Origin of the sequence: Burkholderia sp. Ac-20353, assembly GCF_017104785.1 — a bacterium.
Taxonomy (GTDB): domain Bacteria; phylum Pseudomonadota; class Gammaproteobacteria; order Burkholderiales; family Burkholderiaceae; genus Burkholderia.
On the sequence record NZ_JAAGPL010000007.1, the window covers coordinates 1 to 20,214 of the forward strand.

Consider the following 20,214-nt stretch of genomic DNA (forward strand, 5'->3'; position numbering starts at 1 on the left):
CGAAGCGGGCAATGCCCACGTCGATGCCGATGGCGCTGGTCGCCAGTGGCACGGGTGGCTCGACTTCGCGGGCGGTCTGGATTGATACGAACCATTTGTCGCTGGCCTGACTCACGGTGACGTTCTTTAGCGTACCGAGCACGTCCCGGCTCTTGCGATAGCGCAGCCAGCCGAGCTTGGGCAGGAAAATACGGCGGTTAGCCTGGTCCAGCTTGATCTGCTTCGGATCAGGGTAGCGAAAGCTCTCGCGCCGGCCCTTCTTCTTGAAGCGCGGGAAGTCGGCCCGCTTCGCGAAGAAATTGCTATAGGCCCGTTCCAGATCCTTCAGCGATTGTTGCAGCGGATGCGTCGGCGCCGCTTTGAGCCACGGCGTTTCCGTGCCGTTGCGCCACCCGGTGAGCTGCTGGCACAGCCCGGCATAACCTAGCTTCTTCTCGCCCCGCTCGTAGCGCGCCTTCTGCAACGCCAGCGCCTTGTTGAACACGAAGCGACACGCTCCGGCGAAGCGGCGCATGTCGCGCGCCTGTTCGCCAGTCGGCATCAGTTCAAATTTGAAAGCCTGGAAACGTTGCATAGGCGGAGCGTATCACCCACCATTTACGCGCTGTCAAGGACGCCTTCGGCGTCCGCGCTTTCCTTCTCCGGCCTGAAGTCCGGAGCTTGTCGCGCTTCTTGGTCAAACGCAGCTCGCGACGCCTGGTGAGGTTGCGGACTGAATCGAACGGGAAAGGCTTTACGGGTGCGGATGTGGCACGGTGGACTGCACCCTGCTGGCGTCGGTGTTGTTGACCCCGAACGCCTGGCTTTGGACGCGCGATCGGCGGCTCACGCAGCTGGCCGAGCAATTTGGGGCTCGCTACGCACCTGCGGAGCTGCATTGACAGGCGTCGATCGACTTCGAGCCCGAACCGTTGTTGACGAACTCATTTACTTTTTGACGACGATGCGCCGCCGAGTCGCCGTAGCGCTTCAGCACCTATGTATCGATGGCGGAGGTGCCAGCCCCGCGTCGGTCGAGACGCAGCAGCCGTGCGATTGCGGATGCAGCAACATCGGGACGGAGACCCCGAGCAGCCATCGCCCCCGCCCGTCCCGTTCGAACGGCCGCTACATGCTTGCGAAATTGCCGTTCGAATGTCACAAAGAGGAGCTCGACGACTGTCTCTTGATGGCCGAACCCGGACCGACGACGAAGTTCGCGCTGCATCGGTGGAGACCGCGGACGCGGACGGCAGATGCCGACGGCGGATTCAACCGGTCGATGCAACAGCTTGATGGAATCGTTCAGCCGCCCTTATCGAAGCGCCGGCGGGGCTTTCAGTGGACGCTTGCCGTCGATGACGGCTTTTGCTTCGTCAATGGCAGCATCCAACGCCCAGTCTTCGCGACGATAGCCTTCTTCCTCAAGACATTGAACTGGAATTTGCGTGGCGGGCTGAGTATCAGTGTCGTTCGGGATAAGCACGAAGCCGTGGAATCCGAATATCTGCAAATCCGCACCTCCGACGCCATGTTTCGGGAGCGTTTGAACTGAATATTTAAAGCCGTTGTGCATGTTCTCAGCGTGGGCCATGTTCGCCTCCGGCGTGGTCGTCTTTGGATCCTAGCACTAACGAATATGGTGCGACTGCAGCGCGGCCGAATGCTGTTCCGGGCTATCTGCGGACCGGCTGCTCCCGCCCGACGGTCCGATACGGCACCGCCGAGGCGATCTGCTGCCGGCGGAGATCGCGTCGGGCACAAGTCGCCCCCTAGCAGCCGTTGCTACTTGCAAGAGCGGACCTTCACCGACCGGCTCAGCCGTGAGCCCGTGAAGCGAGGGGGTCAGATGGAGGATCTCGTCGGGCTTTACGGCGCGTCAAAAGCCAGAAGACATACGCGGTCGAAGCTCCGGCAATCCATACGGGGAGAATGGAAATTGTCCATTGCGTCTGCCACAAGGGAAGACTCAGCGCTGGCAGTGAACTCGCAACCAATAGATAGCTGATTTGGTACCGGTTCACCCGCTGAAGAATGACTGCCAGCGGCAGCCCGTAAAACCAAGTGAAGAAATAACCAACGGCCGTGCTGTTGATCGACACGCCGATGAGTGATTGAAGCGGCGGCAGGCCCCACACCGAAGGATAAAACCACTCATGCAGCAGGAAGAACAGCCATCCGCTCGTGAACGGAATAATCAGTGGGGCGACAGCTGCAGCAACAAGATGGGCCAGAACATCCTTCACGATCTTCACCCTGTGATGTCCGATAATCTGTCTGCTCATGTCCGCTACCCCCTTTTGGCCAGTGCGCCCTACGTGCGGCCTGGCAATCATGCAGACGCCAGGAGCAGAAGTAAATTAGACGAACAGGACAGGGAAGAGACGCGAACGGCAGCTAAGCGGAACTTTCCCCTCTGACCACTTCTGGCCGATTTTCGCCGAGGTGATCCGGCTGAATCGTTACAATGGCCCAGATGAGCCCCCTTCGACAGCATCGAATGCGAGACATGCTGACTTCCTATTTCCGGAGCGGCGACGCCATCCGCAGTCGACGCGTAAGTGACATCGTTCTATCAGGCACGGTCGACGTGCCTGTGCCCTCTGCACGCCTGCTTGCAGATTGGGAAAGAGAGACATCGTCGCGGCTCGTCCTAGAACCCGGGGAGGTCGAGGCAATGCCTTTGGCGCGAACGCAAGCGCGCTGGCCGGACTACAAGCGCTGCGTGCAGGCAATGTCCGACTGGACGTGCGCGCTAGGACTGCCCACCGTGCTTGCCTCCAGTGACGTAGCCCTTATGGCCTGTCGTGGCGCGAAGTACCACCATGACGGTGCGCAATATGGCGGTGCGGCCTTCTGCAATCTCTTCCTGAGCGAAGACAGGGGGCTGGACTTGCATTTTCCCTCTACGGGCCATCGCATTCCCCTGACCCGGGGAACAGCTGTGATATTCGATACTGGCCAGCCTCATGGCGTCATTCAGCGCCGCAGTAGTAGCTTTAATGTGGTCGACTTCGCGCCGGACCAGGATTGCATCCAGATATTCCTGACCTGGGAGTTTCCCATCGAAGACGCCTATGTTGGGCAAGCACTTAAGGTAGTCTTCGACATCGCCCCTTCGACCTCGCTGCACCTGGATGAGGAGCAAGTCTGGTTGAACGGCGCACCAGCCGCTGTGTGCCCAGAATCTGGTCGCTGGTACCGGGTTGACTAATTGTTCGGGTCACACCTTGGTGTTGCCGTGGCACGCTGGACAGACTTCTGTTCAGCGCGATAGGCGCATGCAGCGAGCGCCGTTGGGCTAACGTCAACGATTTCAGCCTTTGCAATCAAACCGATGACGCGGCGTCGCCACGCCGCAAAGTACCGGGCCATCTCTAAAAGCTCGGCGGAATGACCGCTGTCGGCAGTCTGGCGCTTATCAATGATCGGCGGCGCACGACCCTCTCCGGTCATACGTGATCTAACGCGTGCAAGGGCCGCTTCCAAAGTCAAACGGACATCCGTTTACACCGAGGTCGCAGCGGCTTCTCGGCCGAAGCTGCCTCGTTGGCGTGTCCGCCATGGTCTACGTTGAAATTCGAGTGATTCGCGCGTGTGCGCAAGTGACGCAGCAACTCAACGCGTAACTCGGCATCGGTGCGTGCGGAGTCGGCTGCGGCGATTGCCCGCTGCGCCTGGGTCTTCACGTGCACGACGTCATCGAGCTGCACGGCGACCGTAGCCTGCCACAGTGCGCGCATCTGGTGATGTCCTGCGTGACGTCGGGGATCGCGATCTCGGCCAGTGCACACGACCTCGACCTCGATGCGTGCAGGGCCGCGCGAGGGTGGCCGAGTCGCCCTCGCCAAGCCGGCACCTCCACTCGCCGCTCACCTAGATATATCGGGGAGACGTTGGCGACTCACTGCAAGCGACCTATAGTGAAGAACGCGAGACAGGCGACGGGAATCGCCCAAACGGACGCGTACATGAGGCCGGAAAGTCCCCCCCGATCTGTGCGGAGTCCGGTGCTTTTCACATGTGGGCCCGCGAGAGGATCATGCTGACTTTCGACATGCGACGTGCGCTCCATGGGGGACTGATATTTGCCTGCGCGTCTCTTGGTCCCGTCATCGCATTCGCGCATACTGGGCAAGGTGACATATCCGGTGGCTTGCTCGCCGGATTCAAACATCCGATTTCCGGCCTCGATCATGTCGTCGCAATGATTGCAGTCGGATTGTGGGGGGCCCAGTTGGGGAGGCCCGCGATCTGGCTGCTCCCGGTCACATTCCCGATCGTCATGGCCTTCGGCGCTGTTCTCGGTGGCCTGGGAGTGTCGATTCCCGGGATAGAGGTCGGCATTGCATTATCAGCACTGTCGCTCGGCGCGGCGGTCGCGCTTGCCTTGACTCCGCCGCTCTGGTTCGCGGGTCTGCTGGTTACTCTGTTTGCCATCTGCCATGGACACGCACACGGCGCGGAACTGCCCGGATTCGCGAATCCGATGACCTATGCGATCGGTTTCGTCGCCGCCACTGGCACACTTCACGCCCTTGGCATCCTGATCGGCACGGTCAATCGCTGGAAAGCCGGCAGCTTCGTACTAAGAGTTGGCGGAGCCCTCATTTTCGGCTGCGGCGTGTATTTCCTCACGAACGCGATTCGAGGAGCGTGACGCATGCGTGCATTGCACCGGGTGGTCCGGCCAGCAGCGTGCGGTCTGCTTTTGCTGACGTTTGTTGTGTCAGCCAAAGCGCACGCCGTATATCAGGGCGCGGGAGACTTTTACGCCGGGATGCTGCATCCGCTGACGTCGCCGGAGCATGTGTTGCCCATGCTGGCACTCGGCGCTCTCGCGGGACAGAACGGTCTGAAGCGATGCGAATTCGTGCTTTGGGCGTTTCCGGCCGCCTTTGCGGCCGGCGCGTGCATCGCCCTTTCGATGACGGATCTGCACGGTATATTTCTATCCAACATTCTCTCGGCCGTGCTGCTGGGTTCCCTCCTGGCGGCTGCATTCATGCTTCCTTCATGGCTGATTTTCATCCTGGCCGTCGTTGTTGGCCTGACCCACGGGTACGCAAACGGGTTAGTCATCATTGGCCAAATCCGCCCTGTCGTTTTCATAGCGGGCTTGGTGTTCGCGAGTTTCATCCAGATCGCCTACACGGTTGCAGCGACATCGTTCCTGCTGCGGCTACGTCCCTCCTGGATTGCCATTGCTGTGCGCGTCGCGGGCAGCTGGGCCGCAGCAATTGGTCTTCTCGTGCTGAGTCTCAGTCCACGGTCTTTGCTGCTGTCCTGAAGCCGCCATCTCAATGGCCGTCGGTGGTCTCTCTAGAGTGCAAGCACCGCCAGTCCGGTCGTTCGTTCATAAATCCACATTGTTGCGAAAGCCGTGATGGCGGTCGATCCGCCGTATAGCGTAACCACGCGAAACCAACGACTTGAGCGATAGATGTACAGAATGGGTAACAGCAACAAAACCATTGTGATCTGCCCCAATTCCACACCAATATTGAACCCGGCAAGCGCGACCGCCAGATGGGATGTCGGGAGAGCCATGCTGGTGAGCACGCTTGCGAAACCGAATCCGTGGATCAAGCCAAAAGCAAACGTGACCAGCCAGCGGCGCATTCGCACCAGCGGAACAATATTGTTGAGAGCGGAAAGCAGAATCGTCACAGCGATAGCGACTTCCACCCACCGCGACGGCAACGCCATGTCGTGTAGCGTGGCAAGTGACAGCGTGATTGCATGCGCCGCCGTGAACGCGGTGACGAGCTTCAATACCTCGATCGCCACGGCACCCGGAGAGTCGGCAGGGTACCATTTTTTTCCGTGCAAGACGCAAGCTGCCGGCAACAGCAGTGACAAGAGGAAGAGGGCATGGTCGACGCCGCGCCAGATGTGCCAGATGCCCTCCGCGACGAAGTCGATGAAGATGCGCCCTAACCCCTTCCCACGTGCGTCCAGGATCTCAGTCGGATGACTAAGACCAAGAATAGCCGTGGTCGTGGCGCCGTTGCTCACAACGTGCACGAGGCCTTTGTGCAGCGTGTCCACGTCGGCGAATAGACGATAGTCGATCCCTATCCGGGTCGGTCGAGCCGGGCAATCGGCATTGAATTCCAGAACCGCGTACGCGCCGTCGCTGTGACGGTCGATCAGCATGTCGCCCGGATGAATCACGCACGCTCTCCCGTCACCCGTAAGCTTGATCCGCGTGAAAGCATACGTCTTAATGTCTGCCTCGCGGATCCGGACCTCGCCCCACGTCAGCGTGCCGTCCCCGTCGGCATCGAGAATGAGCGGGTTATCCAGGTCGCGAAGTGCGATATCCCATCGGCCCGCAATCGTTTTATCGCTGACTGTTAGCGTCAAGTAACTGTCACTTGGCTTGTGCGCATGCACCGCGGCGGCCCAGCACAGCATGAGGAGCGCAAGCCACGCGGACGCTGACCGTTTCATGTGGACGAGCCGCTGCGTGTCGCCTGCATCGCGAGGCCAGACCCAAAGACAAGGCATGCTAACCGCGCTTCAAGTCTCGTCAAGGCCGGCGCGCGCAATCGTGCAGTCTTCAGCCATCTCATCGCGGGAGCGGCACGGGCGGGCTGCCGGGCAGCAATTGCCGCCTCCATCAAAATCCGGCAATCCGCCACTTCCTTTTGCACCTGCCAATCGGCCTCAGCCAGGCTAAGCGCTTTTCCCGGGTCGTTAAGGAGTTTCAGATTAAAAATGGCTTCCTCGCGCAAGTGCACGCGATCCCCCCGCTCGGCGGACGCCGCGAACCGGCTCCGCAAGTCTTCGACATGACGCTCCAAATCTGCATTCAGCCCTATCTGTTTCTCTGCGAGCGCCAGGCGAAGGAGCAGGTTGTCGTTGCGGATGTCGCCTGCTAACAAGGCAACGACCTCCTTTGGCCGATTCTGTTCAAGCAAAAAGTCAGCCCAGGCTGCTCTGAGGTACGCGTCGCGCGGATTGGCGGCAAGCGCGTTGCGAAAGAATCGTTCGGCATCTTCCAGCCTGCCCAGCCAGAGCGCCGTTTCGGCTTGATTCACCAGCAGCCAGGGATAGATCGAATCTGTCGGAGGCACCTGGGCCGCAAGACGTTGCAGAAGGAAATAAGCCTGTTCGGGCGTGCCACTGACCGCCGCTACATTGGCGAGGCAGATCCCTGCGATGACGGTACTCGTCAATATGAGCCGACCGCAACTCTGCTTGGCCTCCAAGTAGCGGCCTTGCACTTGCAGGATATTCGCACGAATCAGCCAGGCATCCTGATTGCCGGGCTGTTCGCGAATTGCGTGTTCCAGATCGTCGAGCGCGCTCGCGAAAAGATGATTGCTTTGTCTAACGCTGGCACGCAACACCAATGCGCGCGGCGGCGGGTTTGGCTGTCGCAGCCACGGTTCGATTGCAGCCTCGGCCTGACCCAGGTCTCGCGGGTCTTGATCGCGCCGAAAGCGCTCTAGGTGGCGCTTCGCAAGCTCGGCCGCAAGGTTGAAGTTGTGGCCGCCCGTAGCCAGCGCTGCGTGCAGGCTCGCGATCGCCGAATTTAGTGCATCGTGCGCACGGGGCGGGAGCGTTTCCAGCACCTGTGAGTCCTGTTGCGGCCGCACGGGAGCGGCGTCCGTCAAGGTGCCCGCCAACCCAGCGACGAGACATGCTCCACACAGAACGCGTCGCACGCTGGTCTCCCTTCTAGCGACCGCGGTTCGGTTCGAACGATAGGCCCGTAGCACCTTGATCCAAGTCATACCGGTTACGCTTGCTAGTCGTCATCAGTCGATCGCACCTGGGATCGGCGTGGTCAGATAAGGAAAAGAATTGTCGAATACGCTGTCGTCGATTGCTGCGCCGTCTGTCAGCGGCGCCGCGCCGGCTGGCGCGTCGGACGGCGAGCAGCCGAAAATTCCAGGCTTATTGAATGTGCACAGCAGGCCTATCGCCACCCTGAGTGATGCCGTGACGACGTCGTCCCCTGGCCGCCGTCCGTTTGGAAAGCCAGCGTTGTCGCCAGCCAGGACGCCCAGATTCTTCTGGCTGCCTCTGGGTGTGGGTGGAATAGACGTATTTAAACGCAACATTTCGGACGGTGTGACCGTTCTTAGCTGATTGAGTCCCTGAAATCCAGTAAGGAACGTGAAAACCAGATCGAGGCGCGGGAAATTCGTTGGTGCTTTGGCCGCGGGAAAAAGACTCTCGATCAGCGCCGGTAGCGTGGGATTCGTCACATATTCGGCAAACTGCCCATCGTTCGCGGGCTTTGAATTGTTGAATTTGTCCTTGTCCTTCAAGCCGATCACGAGTTCGTTGACCAGTGGCATGCCGAGCCGGGAAACTTGCGCCCAGCCTCCCTCTGATATTTCTGGCGTGCTGTTAGCGCTACCCGGATTCAACGCAAGCAGCCTATCCCGGCGAATGCTTGACGTCGTCCAGCCGCCGATGACCGGGGAACCGCTCTCACCTATCAGACATTGGGCCGGTACCTCGAGCGCGAGAGAGGTGATGTTCTTGTCGGCCAAATCGTTCTGGTTACCGTTTCGGGGGCCCAGAGGATTTAGATTGAGCAAGTCAAACGTCTTGCCGAGCGCCACCGCAAACGATTCCTTTCTCTGGCCCACAAAGACGCGACCCGGAGCTCGACACCCCGGAATGTTGATCGTGTACACATATTGCCGTGCGTAGAGGGCATAACCACTTACGCTGCCAAACGTCTTGGTCCCTATAAAGTCCGTTGGTTTGGTGAACGTCGTAATGCCGCCCGGGCCCGTGACTACTTCGACAGAACGATCGTGACCGGTGCCACGCAATACGTTAAGCGTGTACGTTTCGTTGACGTTTAGATTCGATGAATCGCCCGCTGACACCGGGCCCGCCTGAACGAGGGGAATCGCCACCTGCTTGCCACCGACGTTCAGTGCGACATTGCGCACTGTATTCTTGAAACGAAATTGAAACGTCAGGTGCGCTCTGGCATCGCCGACATTGTCGATGTGAATTTCGTAAAGCGCATCAGGGTCGAGGGCAAAATAATTAGGGCCGCCGTAGGCATCCTCCAAAGGCGAGTAGTTGGCGATCAACGTCACATAGCCGTGTCGGTTCGGTTCGTAGCTGTTGAACATGTAGAAGTCGGTGCCATCTACCTTCGGCATCTCCGCAATTAGCGGCGCCTCGCGATGGCTAGACGCATAGGCACCGCTCACGGCGGCGCAAAAAAGTAGTGCTGCGGTGAGCACCTGCATTGATGCGAAGCGGACCGGCCGATCCTTAAATCTCGAAATAAGCATGGCAGCTCCTCAACGATACGACGCCGCACCCGCTATTCCCCACACCAGGACACCGTCCTCCATAGGAAAAATTCGTTGCGGCGATGTGGATTTCACGCAATGTTGTTGGCGTTGGAAGACTGGCTTCGCACGACGTGCCGGGTAACGCCCATTGACTCACCAAAGCAAAGGCGCAGGCGTGACGTCACCCGGCGCTCAGGATTGGCCGTACAGGCAAGCGGATGCGCTTGGGGATGGAGGCGCATGGCGCTACTGAGGGGTGTCTAGAGTGCATGCTGGAAGCAAGTGTCCATAGTCGCCGCTTTCCTTCTCATGATTAACTACCGACTACCCCGGACACAAAAAGCTCACCACTGCAGGTGAGCATACTTCTTCATTATTTTTTTAACATAGACGCGCGTCTGACGGATTGCAAGGCGCACTTGAGCTATTTTCGCAATAAAAAATAGCTAAATTTCTTACGAAATGCCGATTTACGTCGCTAAGGTTACCGCCTCATTAATAAACGTTCTTATTATAGGAATAGAAGCTGGCCAAACGGGTTTTCGCTGGGGTAGCTTGGTGGCAACGGGCGTGCGTGTCCAGGCGCGACCAAGAGAATAATCCAGGTGGATCGCAAACCGCCACCGGAGTGCGCACACCGCTGGATCGGCCACCGGATAGCAGCTCGACTGCCCGAGAGCTCAACCCCGACCGTTCTATCAAGGCGACCTGCTGTCCACGTTCCGCAGGCGCTGAGGGTCTCCTTCGGCAGCATGACCGGCCATTCGTTGAGGGAATTTGTTGTCCTTGGCTATGACCGGAGATGGCCGAGAGCCGACCGATGCTGTTGGCCCCAGATGCCCCATAACACTGCCCTGCCACCATCGGCGAACTTAGCTTGAAACAAAGAGCGTCCAACCTGAACACGGGGCTTGGCCGGGAAAAGCGAAAAATCCGCCACATCTCAGCCTAAGCTGCTGATTTGAACGCGAAATCGATCGCTATAGCTCGGACTGCGAGCTCGCCACGCATAGGCACCGCCCGAGAGTGGCCAGTTGCTGCCGCCGGCGACGGGCGGCTTCCCGGCGTCGCGCGTAAGCTATCGGCGGCGCAAGCGCCTGCTCAAAACGATTGCGTTGAATTCCACGAACGCGCCCCCGCTTCGACATCGCAGCATCGCACCAGGCACTCAAACAACGCTCGAACCGAACGTCGCGTCGTGAGCCGGATGCCGACCTCCCAGAATCCCGTAGGATGATACTGCGCACGCGCACAGCTGGCCCGCGACTTCGGATGTCACTATTGCCCACCAAGATTGACGGCATTGCCTCCTGCCTCTGCCCCGGAGTCTCGAACATCATCGCCGATACAGTATGTACAGGCCTTTAGATACGCCTGCTATTTGTCGACGTGTTGCAACGCCACCGGTGCTCCTGCAGCCCTACAAGTCCATCGTAGACGGTCCGCATGGTGAAGAGTCCGCCGGCCCATTCTTCGACCTAACATCTCATGTCCATGGCGAACTCACTGAAACTCAAGCCGGGCCGAGAAGCCCCTCTGACCAAGCGGCTCGGGCCGGTGATCAACGTCACGGTCGTTCTGACCGAGGCCAGCTTCGCATCCACATCAATTGCTCCCATCGAGATCTTTCATTCGGCGGGGAGACTGTGGAACCTGCTCCACGGCGAGAACGCCAGGCCACGATTCGAGGTGCGCGTGGCTTCCGTCGATGGCAACAGCGTCGTGACGCTCTGTGATGTGGGCATCGCTCCGACCTGCGCAATCGATGAGATTGTCGACACCGACATCATCATCCTGCCCGCGTCGGGCCTCGATGTTCAGGATCGAATCGCCAGGACGACGCCACTATTGCCCTGGTTGCGCAAGTGGCATCAGAAAGGTGCCTACATCGCGGGCATCTGCACCGGCGTGGCCATTCTCGCGGAGAGCGGCCTGCTCGACGGGCGACAGGCCACCACGCATTGGGCCGTGGCCGACATTCTCAAGGACAAGTACCCGGCAGTCCTGTGGCGTCCTGACCAGTTCATCACCGAAGACGGCCATCTCTACTGCAGCGGCGGTGTGTACGCCTCGATTGACCTGAGCCTGTTCCTCGTCGAGAAGCTCTGCGGGCACGAGATTGCGCTGAAATGCGCGAAATCCCTGCTGCTGAGCATGCCCAGGAGTAGCCAGGCCGGGTACGCCGTCCTGCCGCTGTCTCTTCCGCACTCGGACGCCAAGATCCGCGAGACGGAGGAATACCTCCAATCCCACATAGCGCGCGACATCTCCATCGACTTCATGGCCGAGCGCATCGGCATGGGCCCGAGAAGCTTCATCAGGCGCTTCAAGGCCGCGACGGGCCACGCGCCGGGTGCCTACGTGCAGTCTCTGAGGATGGCGGCAGCCAAGGAGCTGCTCGAGAACGGCAGCATCCCCGTCGTCACCGTCTCGTCCAAGGTCGGCTATTCCGACCTGGCCTTCTTCAGGCGTCTCTTCAAGCGCCACACTGGATTGACGCCCACCGAGTACCGGGAGCGTTTCGGAAGATTGAACTTCGAGCGTGGTGTGCTGATGGGCGGCTAAGGAAGCCAGGAATCCATCAGGGCGCGCTCATCGGATCGATGATGGCGCTGACTTCCGTGATCCTGGTGATCGGGAATCCACTCAGTTGCGCATGCGCTTTCAGCGAGTCTTCGCTGTCTGCGCGAAAGACGCAGAAGGTCTTGTCCGCGACGACGAACGACTGCTCCCATTGCACCTTGCCTGCCAGTTCGGCGATGGCCACGTTGCCGGCCTTCGCCGTCGATTGAAGTTGCTCGGCATCCAGGCTGCCAACGCCGGGAATGTCTCGTTCGATGAGGTAGCGCTTCATGGTCGTCTTCATAAAGTGGTTGAGGTGCTCCAATCATGGTGAAGACGCGGCGGGCGGGGTAGGCGTCGATGCGGACAAATGCAGGTGGCGAACCTGCGTCGGTCACCTACCAATGGGGTGGCACCATTGCTTCCCGCGTGTTTGTCACGATCGCCGCTGAAGTCTGTCGAACTCGCCATCTGGCCGGTCCTGGCTCAATCGCGGAGCATTGCGGTGCTGCTCGTTCCGACACCTCGCTCCCGAATCGGAACGTCGCGGTATCCCGTCTCGCGAACCCCGCGAATTCGTCCTCGGGAGGGGCTCCCGTCAAAGGGCTGTCCCTCACACCATTGTTGGAGAGAAAAATCATGTCCATCCGCAAACCATCCCCCTTGGCCGTCGGTGCGTTTGTCGCTGCCCTCGGCGCGATTACCGCTACCGCAGCCAACGCGCAGTCCTTCACCGCGCAACAGAAGAAGATCCAGGCCGAGCACACCGTTCTCGTCAAATCCGGCAAGCTCGAGCCCTGTTTCGGCACGGCCGTCAAGGGCCAAAACGACTGCTATGCCGGCCCCGGCACGACCTGTGCGGGTACCAGCACGACCGACTGGCAAGGCAACGCGTTCAAGCTCGTCCCCAAGGGCAGTTGCACGACCATCTCCACGCCCAACGGCCCGGGCAGCCTTTCGCCCAAGGCTTCTTGAGCTGACACGTTGAGCGGGACGGCTTCCTTGTGCGGCCGTCCCGTGATTGATTGGAGCTTGAACGTGCACGATGCGTCGACTTTCTGTTCCTGCAATGCGGAATTCCCACGGGCAGGCGTCGGCTTGAAGCCGGAACACTACCGAACAATTCTCGAGACCTCGCCCGAGATAGGCTTCTTCGAGGTGCACGCTGAGAACTACATGGGCGCTGGCGGTCCGCCGCATCGCTACCTGTCGGCGATCCGTGAGCGCTACCCGCTGTCGATCCACGGCGTCGGGTTGTCGATAGGCGCTGACAGGCCTTTGGCCCGCGATCATCTTCGGCGGTTGAAGGGCCTGGTGGACAGATACCAGCCGGCATTGGTTTCGGAGCACCTCGCGTGGTCGACGCACGACGCGGGCTTCCTGAACGATCTCCTGCCAGTGCCCTACACGATGGAGACACTCGCCCGGGTGGTGAACCACATCGATGAGGTGCAAGAAGTTTTGGGCCGCCAGATGTTGCTCGAGAACCCGTCGACCTATCTCGCCTTCGCCGAAAGCATCCTGCCGGAAACCGACTTCATCGCCGAAATCGTCAAGCGCAGCGGCTGCGCGCTGCTGCTCGACGTCAACAACGTCATCGTCGCGTCGGCCAACCAGGGGTGGGACCCGATCGCCTACCTGGATGGCTATCCACTTGATCATGTTCGGCAGATTCACCTTGCGGGACACCTGCGGGAGACCGACGAATACGGTCGCGTATTGCTCATAGACACGCATGACCGTCAAGTGGACCGGAACGTCTGGAGCCTCTACCGCCATACGATCCGCCGCATCGGCCCCGCTCCAACCTTGATCGAGTGGGACGCCAAGGTCCCGGATTGGCCCGCGCTCATGGCAGAAGCGACGCAGGCGGAGAGGATCATGCTGGAAACAAACACCGAGCGACTGGACCAGCAGCGTCTCGACCGTGAACCGTGCCAACCCTCCAGGTTCGACGATCCTGAAGGCTGCCTCCTTGTCCGCGTAGGGAATCTCTCCCAACGTCAGGCGGCATTCGCGAACGCGCTGCTCGATCCGGCGCGTGCAATTCCGCAAGGGCTCGTCGGCCCGGATGGCAAGTCAAGCGTGAAGCGCTTCAACGTCTATCGCAACAATGTCGTCGCAGGCTTGACGAGCACGCTCAAGGACGCCTTCCCCGCAGTGGCACGCATCGTTGGTGATGAGTTCTTCGCCGCCATGGCGCGCACCTATGTGACCGCTCATCCACCAACCTCTCCCATCATGCTTGACTATGGTGGCGGGTTCGCCATCTTCATGGAGGCATTCGGACCTGCACTCCGAAGCCTTCCTTACCTGCGCGACGTGGCCCGGCTCGAACGGGCATGGCTTGAGGCCTATCACGCGGCCGAGGCGCAGGCACTTTCCGCAGAGACGCTCGCCACGTTCAATGCTGAGGATCTGATGAATCTACGCGTCACGCTGCACCCGTCGCTGCGCATCGTTTCCTCGGAGTTTCCCGTGCTCACGCTTTGGCAGACAAACATCACAGGCGGCGTGCCGACCTGGGTCGACCTGAACGCCGGCGGCCAGGACGTGCTGGTCATCCGGCCCGGCGCCGATGTAGAACTCCGAGCGCTGCCCCCCGGCGGTGGAGCCTTCATCGAAGCGCTGCGCGGCGGTCTCTGTGCACTCGAGTCGACGGAACGTGCGCTGGCAGTCGACGACCGATTCGATTTGGCCGCCAATCTCGCGGGACTCGTGGAAGTGGGCGCACTCATCATGCCTGATCTCGCATCTGGCCGGAGCATCCAATGACGTGGGCGCAGCTGAAAGCCGTCATTGCCGCCGCTTTGGATTGGGTCTGGTCTACCGGAGCCGTTGCGGCGCCACCTGTGGCTCGCATAGCATTGGCGCTGCCCTTCCTGCGTTCTGGACTGACCAGGTGGGACGGCTTGCTGGCGCTGTCACCGGCCACGACGTTTCTATTCGAAGAGCAGTTCCGGCTTCATGTTTTCGGCGGGGCGTATAGGCTCCCTTGGCCTGACTTGCTCGCCTATATGGTCGGATGCGCCGAAATCATCCTTCCGGTTCTACTGATCGTCGGCCTGGCGACCCGCCTCTCGGCGCTTGGCCTTTTGCTCATGACAGGCGTCATCCAGCTCGTGTTTCCGGAAGGTTGGGCCAACTTCCATCTCTATTGGGCCGCCCTGGCGTTCTCAATCATGGCCCTGGGCCCGGGGTGGCTCTCCCTGGACTATCTCGTCCAGCTGCGTACGTCTTCAACCGGATGATGCGTGCATCACGCCTGCCTGTGTTGCAATGGCGAAGTAGTCTCGTTGCTGCGTGAACTTATTCGCCCATTGGTCGGGCGTACCGCGTGAACGGCCTCCTCACGCCCACCGCGCTTTCCCGACGCCGCTTCCCTAGCCGCCTTGCACCCCTGATACGCGGGCGTCGGCACGCGCGAAGCCGTCGAGCGCTATTGTCCCGATCAGCTCTGCGAAGGGAAATCGGCCCGCGGCGTGATCGGTCGTATCCGCAACTCGTCGAGTTTGCCGTCAGTCGTCGTCGCGACGATCTGGTGAAACTGTTTCAGTGCGGAGCAGGCGAAAGGACTCGTCACTGCAAGGCAGCGGCGCGGGTCATAGACGTCCTGCCATCGCTACTGATGCCGCACCCTCAGATCAGCGCCCCGATCGATGCGTGGCTGTCGTCCCGGGCGGTCGCTGCGTTGCGTGCGCACGGTATCAGGACGCTGGCTGACCTGACTGTGCGAATTCCCCGTCTATCGCAAGCACGAGACCTTACATGACGGCCCCAAGCTGCCATGGCACGAACTCGTTGTGCCCGTATCCGTGCAGTTCGCTCTTCGACGCCTGCCCCGACGCGGTCGCGAGCATCAGCCGGAAGATCGCTTCGCCGACTTCGTCGACCGACTGCACGCCGTCGATGATCGTCCCGCAGTTCAGGTCGATGTCGTCCTGCTGGCGCCGCCACAACGCGGTATTCGTGCCGAGCTTCAGCGATGGCGACGGCGCGCAACCGTACGCCGAGCCGCGCCCGGTCGTGAAGCAGATCATGTTCGCCCCGCCCGCCACCTGGCCGGTGGCCGACACCGGATCGTAGCCCGGCGTATCCATGAACACCAGCCCGCATGCGTCGACCGGCTCCGCATAGCGATACACGTCTACCAGGTTCGCGGTGCCGCCCTTCGCAACCGCGCCCAGCGATTTCTCGAGGATCGTCGTCAGCCCGCCCGCCTTGTTGCCCGCGGACGGATTGTTGTCCATGCTCGCGTTCATCTGCGTGCAGTAGGCCTCCCACCAGCGGACCCGTTCGAGCAACTTCGCGCCGACGGCCGGGGACACCGCGCGGCGCGTCAGCAGGTGCTCCGCGCCGTAGATCTCCGGCGTTTCGGACAGGATCGCGGTCCCGCCGTGCGCAACAAGCCGGTCAACAGCCGCGCCGAGCGCCGGGTTCGCGCTGATGCCGGAATAACCGTCAGAGCCGCCGCATTGCAGCCCGACGACGAGGTGACTCGTATCGACCGGTTCGCGCCGCACCTGGTTCGCGTGTGCGAGCATCGCCTTCATCTGTTCGATACCGGCGGCGACCGTGCGGGCCGTGCCGCCCGTCGCCTGGATCGTCATCGTCCTGAGCGTTGCGCCCTCGTGCAGGCCGTGCGCGTCGAGCAGCCCGTCGATCTGGTTGGTTTCGCAACCGAGGCCGACCACGAGTACCGCCGCGAAATTCGGATGCCGCGCATAGCCGGCGAGCGTGCGCCGCAGCAACGCCAGCCCTTCGCCCTGCGCGTCCAGCGCACACCCCTGGCCGTGCGTCAGCGCGACGACGCCGTCCACGTTTGGATAATCGGCGAGCGCCTGCGGGTTCACGTCGCGGCGGAAGTAGTCCGCGATCCCGCGCGCGGCGGTGGCCGAGCAATTGACCGACGTCAGGATGCCGATATAGTTGCGCGTCGCGACCCGGCCGTCCGCGCGCACGATGCCCATGAATTGCGCCCGGGGTCGCGTCGCTGCCGCCAACTTCGCATCCGCGCCGAACGCGTGGTCGCGCGTGAATTCGCCGATCGCGAGGTTCTGCGTGTGGACGTGCTCGCCGGCCGCAATGTCGCGGGTCGCGAAGCCGATGACCTGGCCGTAGCGACGGACCGGCGCGCCGGTGCGCAGGTCACGCACGGCGACCTTGTGTCCGGCCGGCACGAGCCCGCGCACGCCGACTCCCGGGGCGAGCGGCATACCGGCAACCAGTTGCCGGCGCGCGATCACGACGTCGTCGTCGGGATGCAGGCGGATCGCCGGCTCGCCCGCGTCGCGCTCGAGCGCTGCTTCGATTGACGTAACGGCATTCATACAGCGACCTCCGTCGAGGCGGCGCTCGGTGCCGCCGGCGTCGCCACGCCGTCGATCAGGCGCGGCAGCCGCCACGGGTTCGCGTCCTGCAGCGCGGGTGGCAGCGCTGCGTCCGGATAGTTCTGGTAGCAGACCGGGCGCAGGAAGCGCTCGATCGCGGCGCTCCCCACAGATGTGCCACGCGCATCCGTCGTCGCCGGGTATGGCCCGCCGTGGACGATCGCGTCGCTGACCTCGACGCCGGTCGGAAACCCGTTGAACAGCAGCCGACCCACGCGAGTCTCGAGCCGCGCGACCAGCTCGCCGTGGCGCATCAGTTCGTCGGCGTCCCCGAGAAGCGTCGCGGTAAGCTGACCGCGCATCGCGTCGGCAAACGCCAGGAAGTCGCGCGCGTCGTCCAGCTCGACGACGACTGTCGACGGACCGAACACCTCGTCCTGCAACGAAAGACCGTCGAGCAGCGCGTGTCGGTCCGCCAGAAACAGATGCCCGCCGACGCGCTGGCCGTCCTGCACAGCGACGAGCGTGTCGACGCCGGGTGTCGCACGCAGCATCGAGACACCGCGCGCGAAGTGCTGCCGGATCCCGTCGCCGAGCATCTCCTGCGGCGCGGCGTCGCCGAGCGCGTCGCGCAACTGTGCGACGAACGCGCTGAACGCCGGCGACCGCACGCCGAGCACGAGGCCCGGGTTCGTGCACAGCTGGCCGCAGCCGAGCGTCACGGATGCCGCCAGATCGCGCGCGCTCGCCTCGCTGCGCGTGGCGAGCGCGGACGGCAGCACGAACACCGGGTTCACGCTGGACATCTCGGCGAATACCGGAATCGGCTCGGGCCGGGCCTGCGCGAGGTCGAACAGCGCGCGCCCCGCCGCGAGCGAGCCGGTGAAGCCGACCGCCTTGATCGGCGCCGCCTGCACGAGCGCGGCGCCGGCCTCCGCCGTGCCGTAGACCAGATTGAACACGCCCGCGGGCAGCCCGGCGCGCTCGACCGCACGCGCGACCGAATCGGCGACGTATTCCGACGTCGCCATGTGGCCGGGATGCGCCTTCACGACGACCGGGCAGCCGGCCGCCAGCGCCGACGCGGTGTCGCCGCCCGCGACCGAGAACGCGATCGGGAAATTGCTCGCGCCGAACACCGCGACCGGGCCGACTCCGACGCGGTACTGGCGCAGGTCGGCACGCGCGAGCGGCAGGCGCGCCGGTTGCGCTTGGTCGATCCGCACGCCGAGAAAATCGCCGCGACGCACGGTGGCCGCGAACAACCGCAGCTGGTTGCTGGTGCGCGTGCGCTCGCTTTCGAGCCGCGCCGCCGACAGCGCCGTCTCACGGCGGGCTTCGGCGATGAACGCGTCCCCAAGCGCATCGATCCCGTCGGCGATCGCGTCGAGCAGCGCGGCGCGTGCGGCGGGTGGCTTGGCGCGCAGCACCGGGAACGCGCGTGCCGCCGCGTGCGCGGCGTCCGACACTTCGTCGGGCGTCGCGTCGCGATAGCTGACTGCGTGTCGCTCGCCGGTGATCGCGTCGACGCTGTACAGCGGCTCGCCTGCGCCGCGGCGGCGGCCATCGATATGGTGAAGTCCGGAAAGGCTCATGAGTAGGGTCCGAAGTGCAGGAAGAACAGAATGGGCGTCACACCGCCTCGGACGACCCGAGCGTCGCCGTGCGCGCGCGGCGGGCCTGCGCGCCGATGCTCATCAGCAGCAGCACGCCGACCCCGCCCGCTATCGCCAGCGCGAGCATGCCCGCCTGCCGGCTGTGGAAGGCCGTCTCGACCGCCGTCTTGAGGGTCGGCGCGATGAAGCCGCCGAGGTTGCCGAGCGCGCCGATCAGCGCGATGCCGCTGGCGGCCGCGGTGCCGCTCAGGTACGCGGTCGGCAGCGTCCAGAACAGCGGCTGGACGACAACGAAGCCGATCGTCGCGCAGCAGAACGCGAGCAGGACCGGCGCGAGCGCATGGCCGAGCGTCGACAGCGCGATGCCAGCGGCCGCCATCGCCAGCATGGCGATGGCGAACTGGCGATGCCGGCCGCGCGCGTCGGCCATGCCGGTGACCGGACGCAGCGCCAGCAGCGCGCACAGCCACGGGATCGCGGTCAGCAGGCCAACTTTCGCGCCGATCGCGGTGCCGGTCAGCTCCGAGATCCGCGTCGGCAGATAGAAGATCACGCCGTACACGCTGACCTGGATCGCGAAGTAGATCGCGACGAAGCGCAGTACCTGCAAATTGCCGAGCGCGCCCAGCGCCGAGCGCGGGCCGTGGGTGACCTTGTGCTGGTCCTCGGCGGCGATCGCGGCTTCGAGCGCGGCCTTTTCGGCGGCATCGAGCCATTTCGCGTCGCGCGGCTTGCTCACGAGGTAGAAGAACGCGATCACGCCTACCAGCGCCGCCGCGAGGCCTTCGATGATGAACATCCACTGCCAGTTGCGCAGGCCGAGCTGGCCGCCCATCATGTCGAGCAGCAGGCCGGACAGCGGGCTGCCCAGCACAAGCGCGACCGGCAGGCCGAAGTAGTACACGCCGAGCGCCTTGCCGCGCTGGCTTGCCGGGAACCAGTAGGTCGAATAGAGGATCACGCCGGGCGAGAAGCCCGCCTCGGCGACGCCCAGGATAAAACGCAGCACATAGAACGACGTCTCGTCGTGCGCGAACATCATCGCGGCCGACGCGAGACCCCAGGTCACCATGATGCGGCTCAGCCAGACCCGCGCGCCGACCCGGTGCAGAATCAGGTTGCTTGGGATCTCGAACACCGCATAGCCGATGAAGAAGATGCCCGCGCCGAGCGCATAGGCGGCGTTGCCGATGTTCGAATCGACCATCAGCGCCTGCTTCACGAAGCCGACGTTCGAGCGGTCGAGCATCGACAGCGCAAACATCAGCGCGAGAAACGGAACCAGCCGCAGGCGGGCCTTGTGCACGGCGCTGGCGAGCGGATCAGGATGAACGGCTTGGGTCTGCATAAGGTGTCTCCGGTGGCGGGCCGCCACATTGGCGGCCCACATCTGGTGTCGAACGCGCCCGGCCTTCTCGTCGGCGTGCCGGGTCGCAACGGGGGTGT

Annotated in this window: 19 protein-coding genes; 9 read left to right on the forward strand and 10 right to left on the reverse strand. The window is 62.5% G+C overall.

Translation table 11 applies throughout. From position 1 onward, the window contains the following. Window positions 1-574 (reverse strand): RNA-guided endonuclease TnpB family protein (locus G3N94_RS03095; protein WP_205790631.1); only part of this gene is annotated, 574 nt, incomplete at its 3' end. 537 nt (window positions 575-1,111) lie between these two features. Between G3N94_RS03095 and G3N94_RS03100 the strand changes: the two genes are divergently transcribed. After that, complete coding sequence (locus tag G3N94_RS03100) at window positions 1,112-1,534, forward strand: hypothetical protein (protein ID WP_205790632.1); 423 nt, start codon at window positions 1,112-1,114, stop codon at window positions 1,532-1,534. A 262-nt stretch (window positions 1,535-1,796) separates the two neighbouring features. Here G3N94_RS03100 and G3N94_RS03105 read toward each other — a convergent pair whose 3' ends face one another. After that, window positions 1,797-2,234: a hypothetical protein gene (locus tag G3N94_RS03105; protein WP_205790633.1), complete on the reverse strand. Its 438-nt coding sequence runs from the start codon at window positions 2,232-2,234 to the stop codon at window positions 1,797-1,799. Between the two features lie 254 nt (window positions 2,235-2,488). On the opposite strand from G3N94_RS03105, the gene G3N94_RS03110 reads away from it, so the two are divergent. Continuing rightward, window positions 2,489-3,193 (forward strand): hypothetical protein, encoded by a 705-nt coding sequence (locus G3N94_RS03110; RefSeq protein ID WP_205790634.1) that lies wholly within the window; start codon window positions 2,489-2,491, stop codon window positions 3,191-3,193. A 277-nt stretch (window positions 3,194-3,470) separates the two neighbouring features. Here G3N94_RS03110 and G3N94_RS03115 read toward each other — a convergent pair whose 3' ends face one another. Then, window positions 3,471-3,722 carry a hypothetical protein gene (locus G3N94_RS03115; RefSeq protein WP_205790635.1) on the reverse strand — a complete coding sequence of 84 codons (252 nt, stop codon included), beginning with the start codon at window positions 3,720-3,722 and terminating at the stop codon, window positions 3,471-3,473. A 299-nt stretch (window positions 3,723-4,021) separates the two neighbouring features. Between G3N94_RS03115 and G3N94_RS03120 the strand changes: the two genes are divergently transcribed. Together G3N94_RS03120 and G3N94_RS03125 are read left to right on the forward strand one after the other, a co-directional pair. Beyond that, a complete protein-coding gene (locus G3N94_RS03120; protein WP_241021539.1) occupies window positions 4,022-4,639 on the forward strand; it encodes a HupE/UreJ family protein in 618 nt (205 codons plus the stop codon). 3 nt (window positions 4,640-4,642) lie between these two features. Then, window positions 4,643-5,269 carry a HupE/UreJ family protein gene (locus G3N94_RS03125; protein WP_205790636.1) on the forward strand — a complete coding sequence of 209 codons (627 nt, stop codon included), beginning with the start codon at window positions 4,643-4,645 and terminating at the stop codon, window positions 5,267-5,269. 32 nt (window positions 5,270-5,301) lie between these two features. Here the strand turns inward: G3N94_RS03125 and G3N94_RS03130 are convergent, their stop codons facing one another. The 3 genes from G3N94_RS03130 to G3N94_RS03140 form a co-directional block, all read right to left on the reverse strand. Continuing rightward, window positions 5,302-6,399 (reverse strand): HupE/UreJ family protein, encoded by a 1,098-nt coding sequence (locus tag G3N94_RS03130; protein WP_241021540.1) that lies wholly within the window; start codon window positions 6,397-6,399, stop codon window positions 5,302-5,304. A gap of 32 nt (window positions 6,400-6,431) precedes the next feature. Next, the gene (locus G3N94_RS03135) at window positions 6,432-7,562 is read right to left on the reverse strand and encodes a hypothetical protein (RefSeq protein ID WP_205790638.1); all 1,131 of its coding nucleotides are present in this window, start codon (window positions 7,560-7,562) and stop codon (window positions 6,432-6,434) included. Window positions 7,563-7,748: 186 nt separating this feature from the next. Continuing rightward, the gene (locus G3N94_RS03140; protein WP_346778636.1) at window positions 7,749-9,257 is read right to left on the reverse strand and encodes a DUF4331 domain-containing protein; all 1,509 of its coding nucleotides are present in this window, start codon (window positions 9,255-9,257) and stop codon (window positions 7,749-7,751) included. A gap of 1,491 nt (window positions 9,258-10,748) precedes the next feature. Here G3N94_RS03140 and G3N94_RS03145 point away from each other — a divergent pair. Next, window positions 10,749-11,825, forward strand: coding sequence for a helix-turn-helix domain-containing protein (locus tag G3N94_RS03145; protein WP_205790639.1), 1,077 nt, complete (start codon window positions 10,749-10,751; stop codon window positions 11,823-11,825). Between the two features lie 16 nt (window positions 11,826-11,841). Here the strand turns inward: G3N94_RS03145 and G3N94_RS03150 are convergent, their stop codons facing one another. After that, window positions 11,842-12,114: a DUF4242 domain-containing protein gene (locus G3N94_RS03150; RefSeq protein WP_241021541.1), complete on the reverse strand. Its 273-nt coding sequence runs from the start codon at window positions 12,112-12,114 to the stop codon at window positions 11,842-11,844. Between the two features lie 347 nt (window positions 12,115-12,461). On the opposite strand from G3N94_RS03150, the gene G3N94_RS03155 reads away from it, so the two are divergent. The 4 genes from G3N94_RS03155 (at window position 12,462) to G3N94_RS42140 (ending at window position 15,594) form a co-directional block, all read left to right on the forward strand. Then, window positions 12,462-12,797 (forward strand): DUF2282 domain-containing protein, encoded by a 336-nt coding sequence (locus tag G3N94_RS03155; protein ID WP_205790641.1) that lies wholly within the window; start codon window positions 12,462-12,464, stop codon window positions 12,795-12,797. 63 nt (window positions 12,798-12,860) lie between these two features. After that, window positions 12,861-14,597, forward strand: a complete 1,737-nt coding sequence (locus G3N94_RS42135; protein ID WP_346778640.1) for a DUF692 family multinuclear iron-containing protein — start codon at window positions 12,861-12,863, stop codon at window positions 14,595-14,597. Next, window positions 14,594-15,073 (forward strand): DoxX family protein, encoded by a 480-nt coding sequence (locus tag G3N94_RS03170; RefSeq protein WP_205790642.1) that lies wholly within the window; start codon window positions 14,594-14,596, stop codon window positions 15,071-15,073. Before G3N94_RS42135 ends, G3N94_RS03170 begins: the two co-directional genes overlap by 4 nt. Window positions 15,074-15,450: 377 nt before the next feature. Continuing rightward, window positions 15,451-15,594 (forward strand): phage integrase family protein, encoded by a 144-nt coding sequence (locus G3N94_RS42140; RefSeq protein ID WP_241021553.1) that lies wholly within the window; start codon window positions 15,451-15,453, stop codon window positions 15,592-15,594. Here G3N94_RS42140 and G3N94_RS03180 read toward each other — a convergent pair. Genes G3N94_RS03180 through G3N94_RS03190 form a run of 3 tightly spaced genes read right to left on the reverse strand, consistent with a single transcriptional unit; the run spans window position 15,587 to window position 20,116 of the window. Continuing rightward, window positions 15,587-17,152 carry an altronate dehydratase family protein gene (locus G3N94_RS03180; protein WP_205790643.1) on the reverse strand — a complete coding sequence of 522 codons (1,566 nt, stop codon included), beginning with the start codon at window positions 17,150-17,152 and terminating at the stop codon, window positions 15,587-15,589. The two genes, G3N94_RS42140 and G3N94_RS03180, sit on opposite strands and share 8 nt — an antisense overlap. After that, entirely contained in the window at window positions 17,149-18,747 is a 1,599-nt protein-coding gene (locus G3N94_RS03185) for an aldehyde dehydrogenase (NADP(+)) (protein WP_205790644.1), read from the reverse strand. The genes G3N94_RS03180 and G3N94_RS03185 overlap by 4 nt, the downstream gene beginning before the upstream one ends. A 37-nt stretch (window positions 18,748-18,784) precedes the next feature. Then, the gene (locus tag G3N94_RS03190) at window positions 18,785-20,116 is read right to left on the reverse strand and encodes an MFS transporter (protein ID WP_205790645.1); all 1,332 of its coding nucleotides are present in this window, start codon (window positions 20,114-20,116) and stop codon (window positions 18,785-18,787) included. Between the last annotated feature and the right edge of the window lie 98 nt (window positions 20,117-20,214).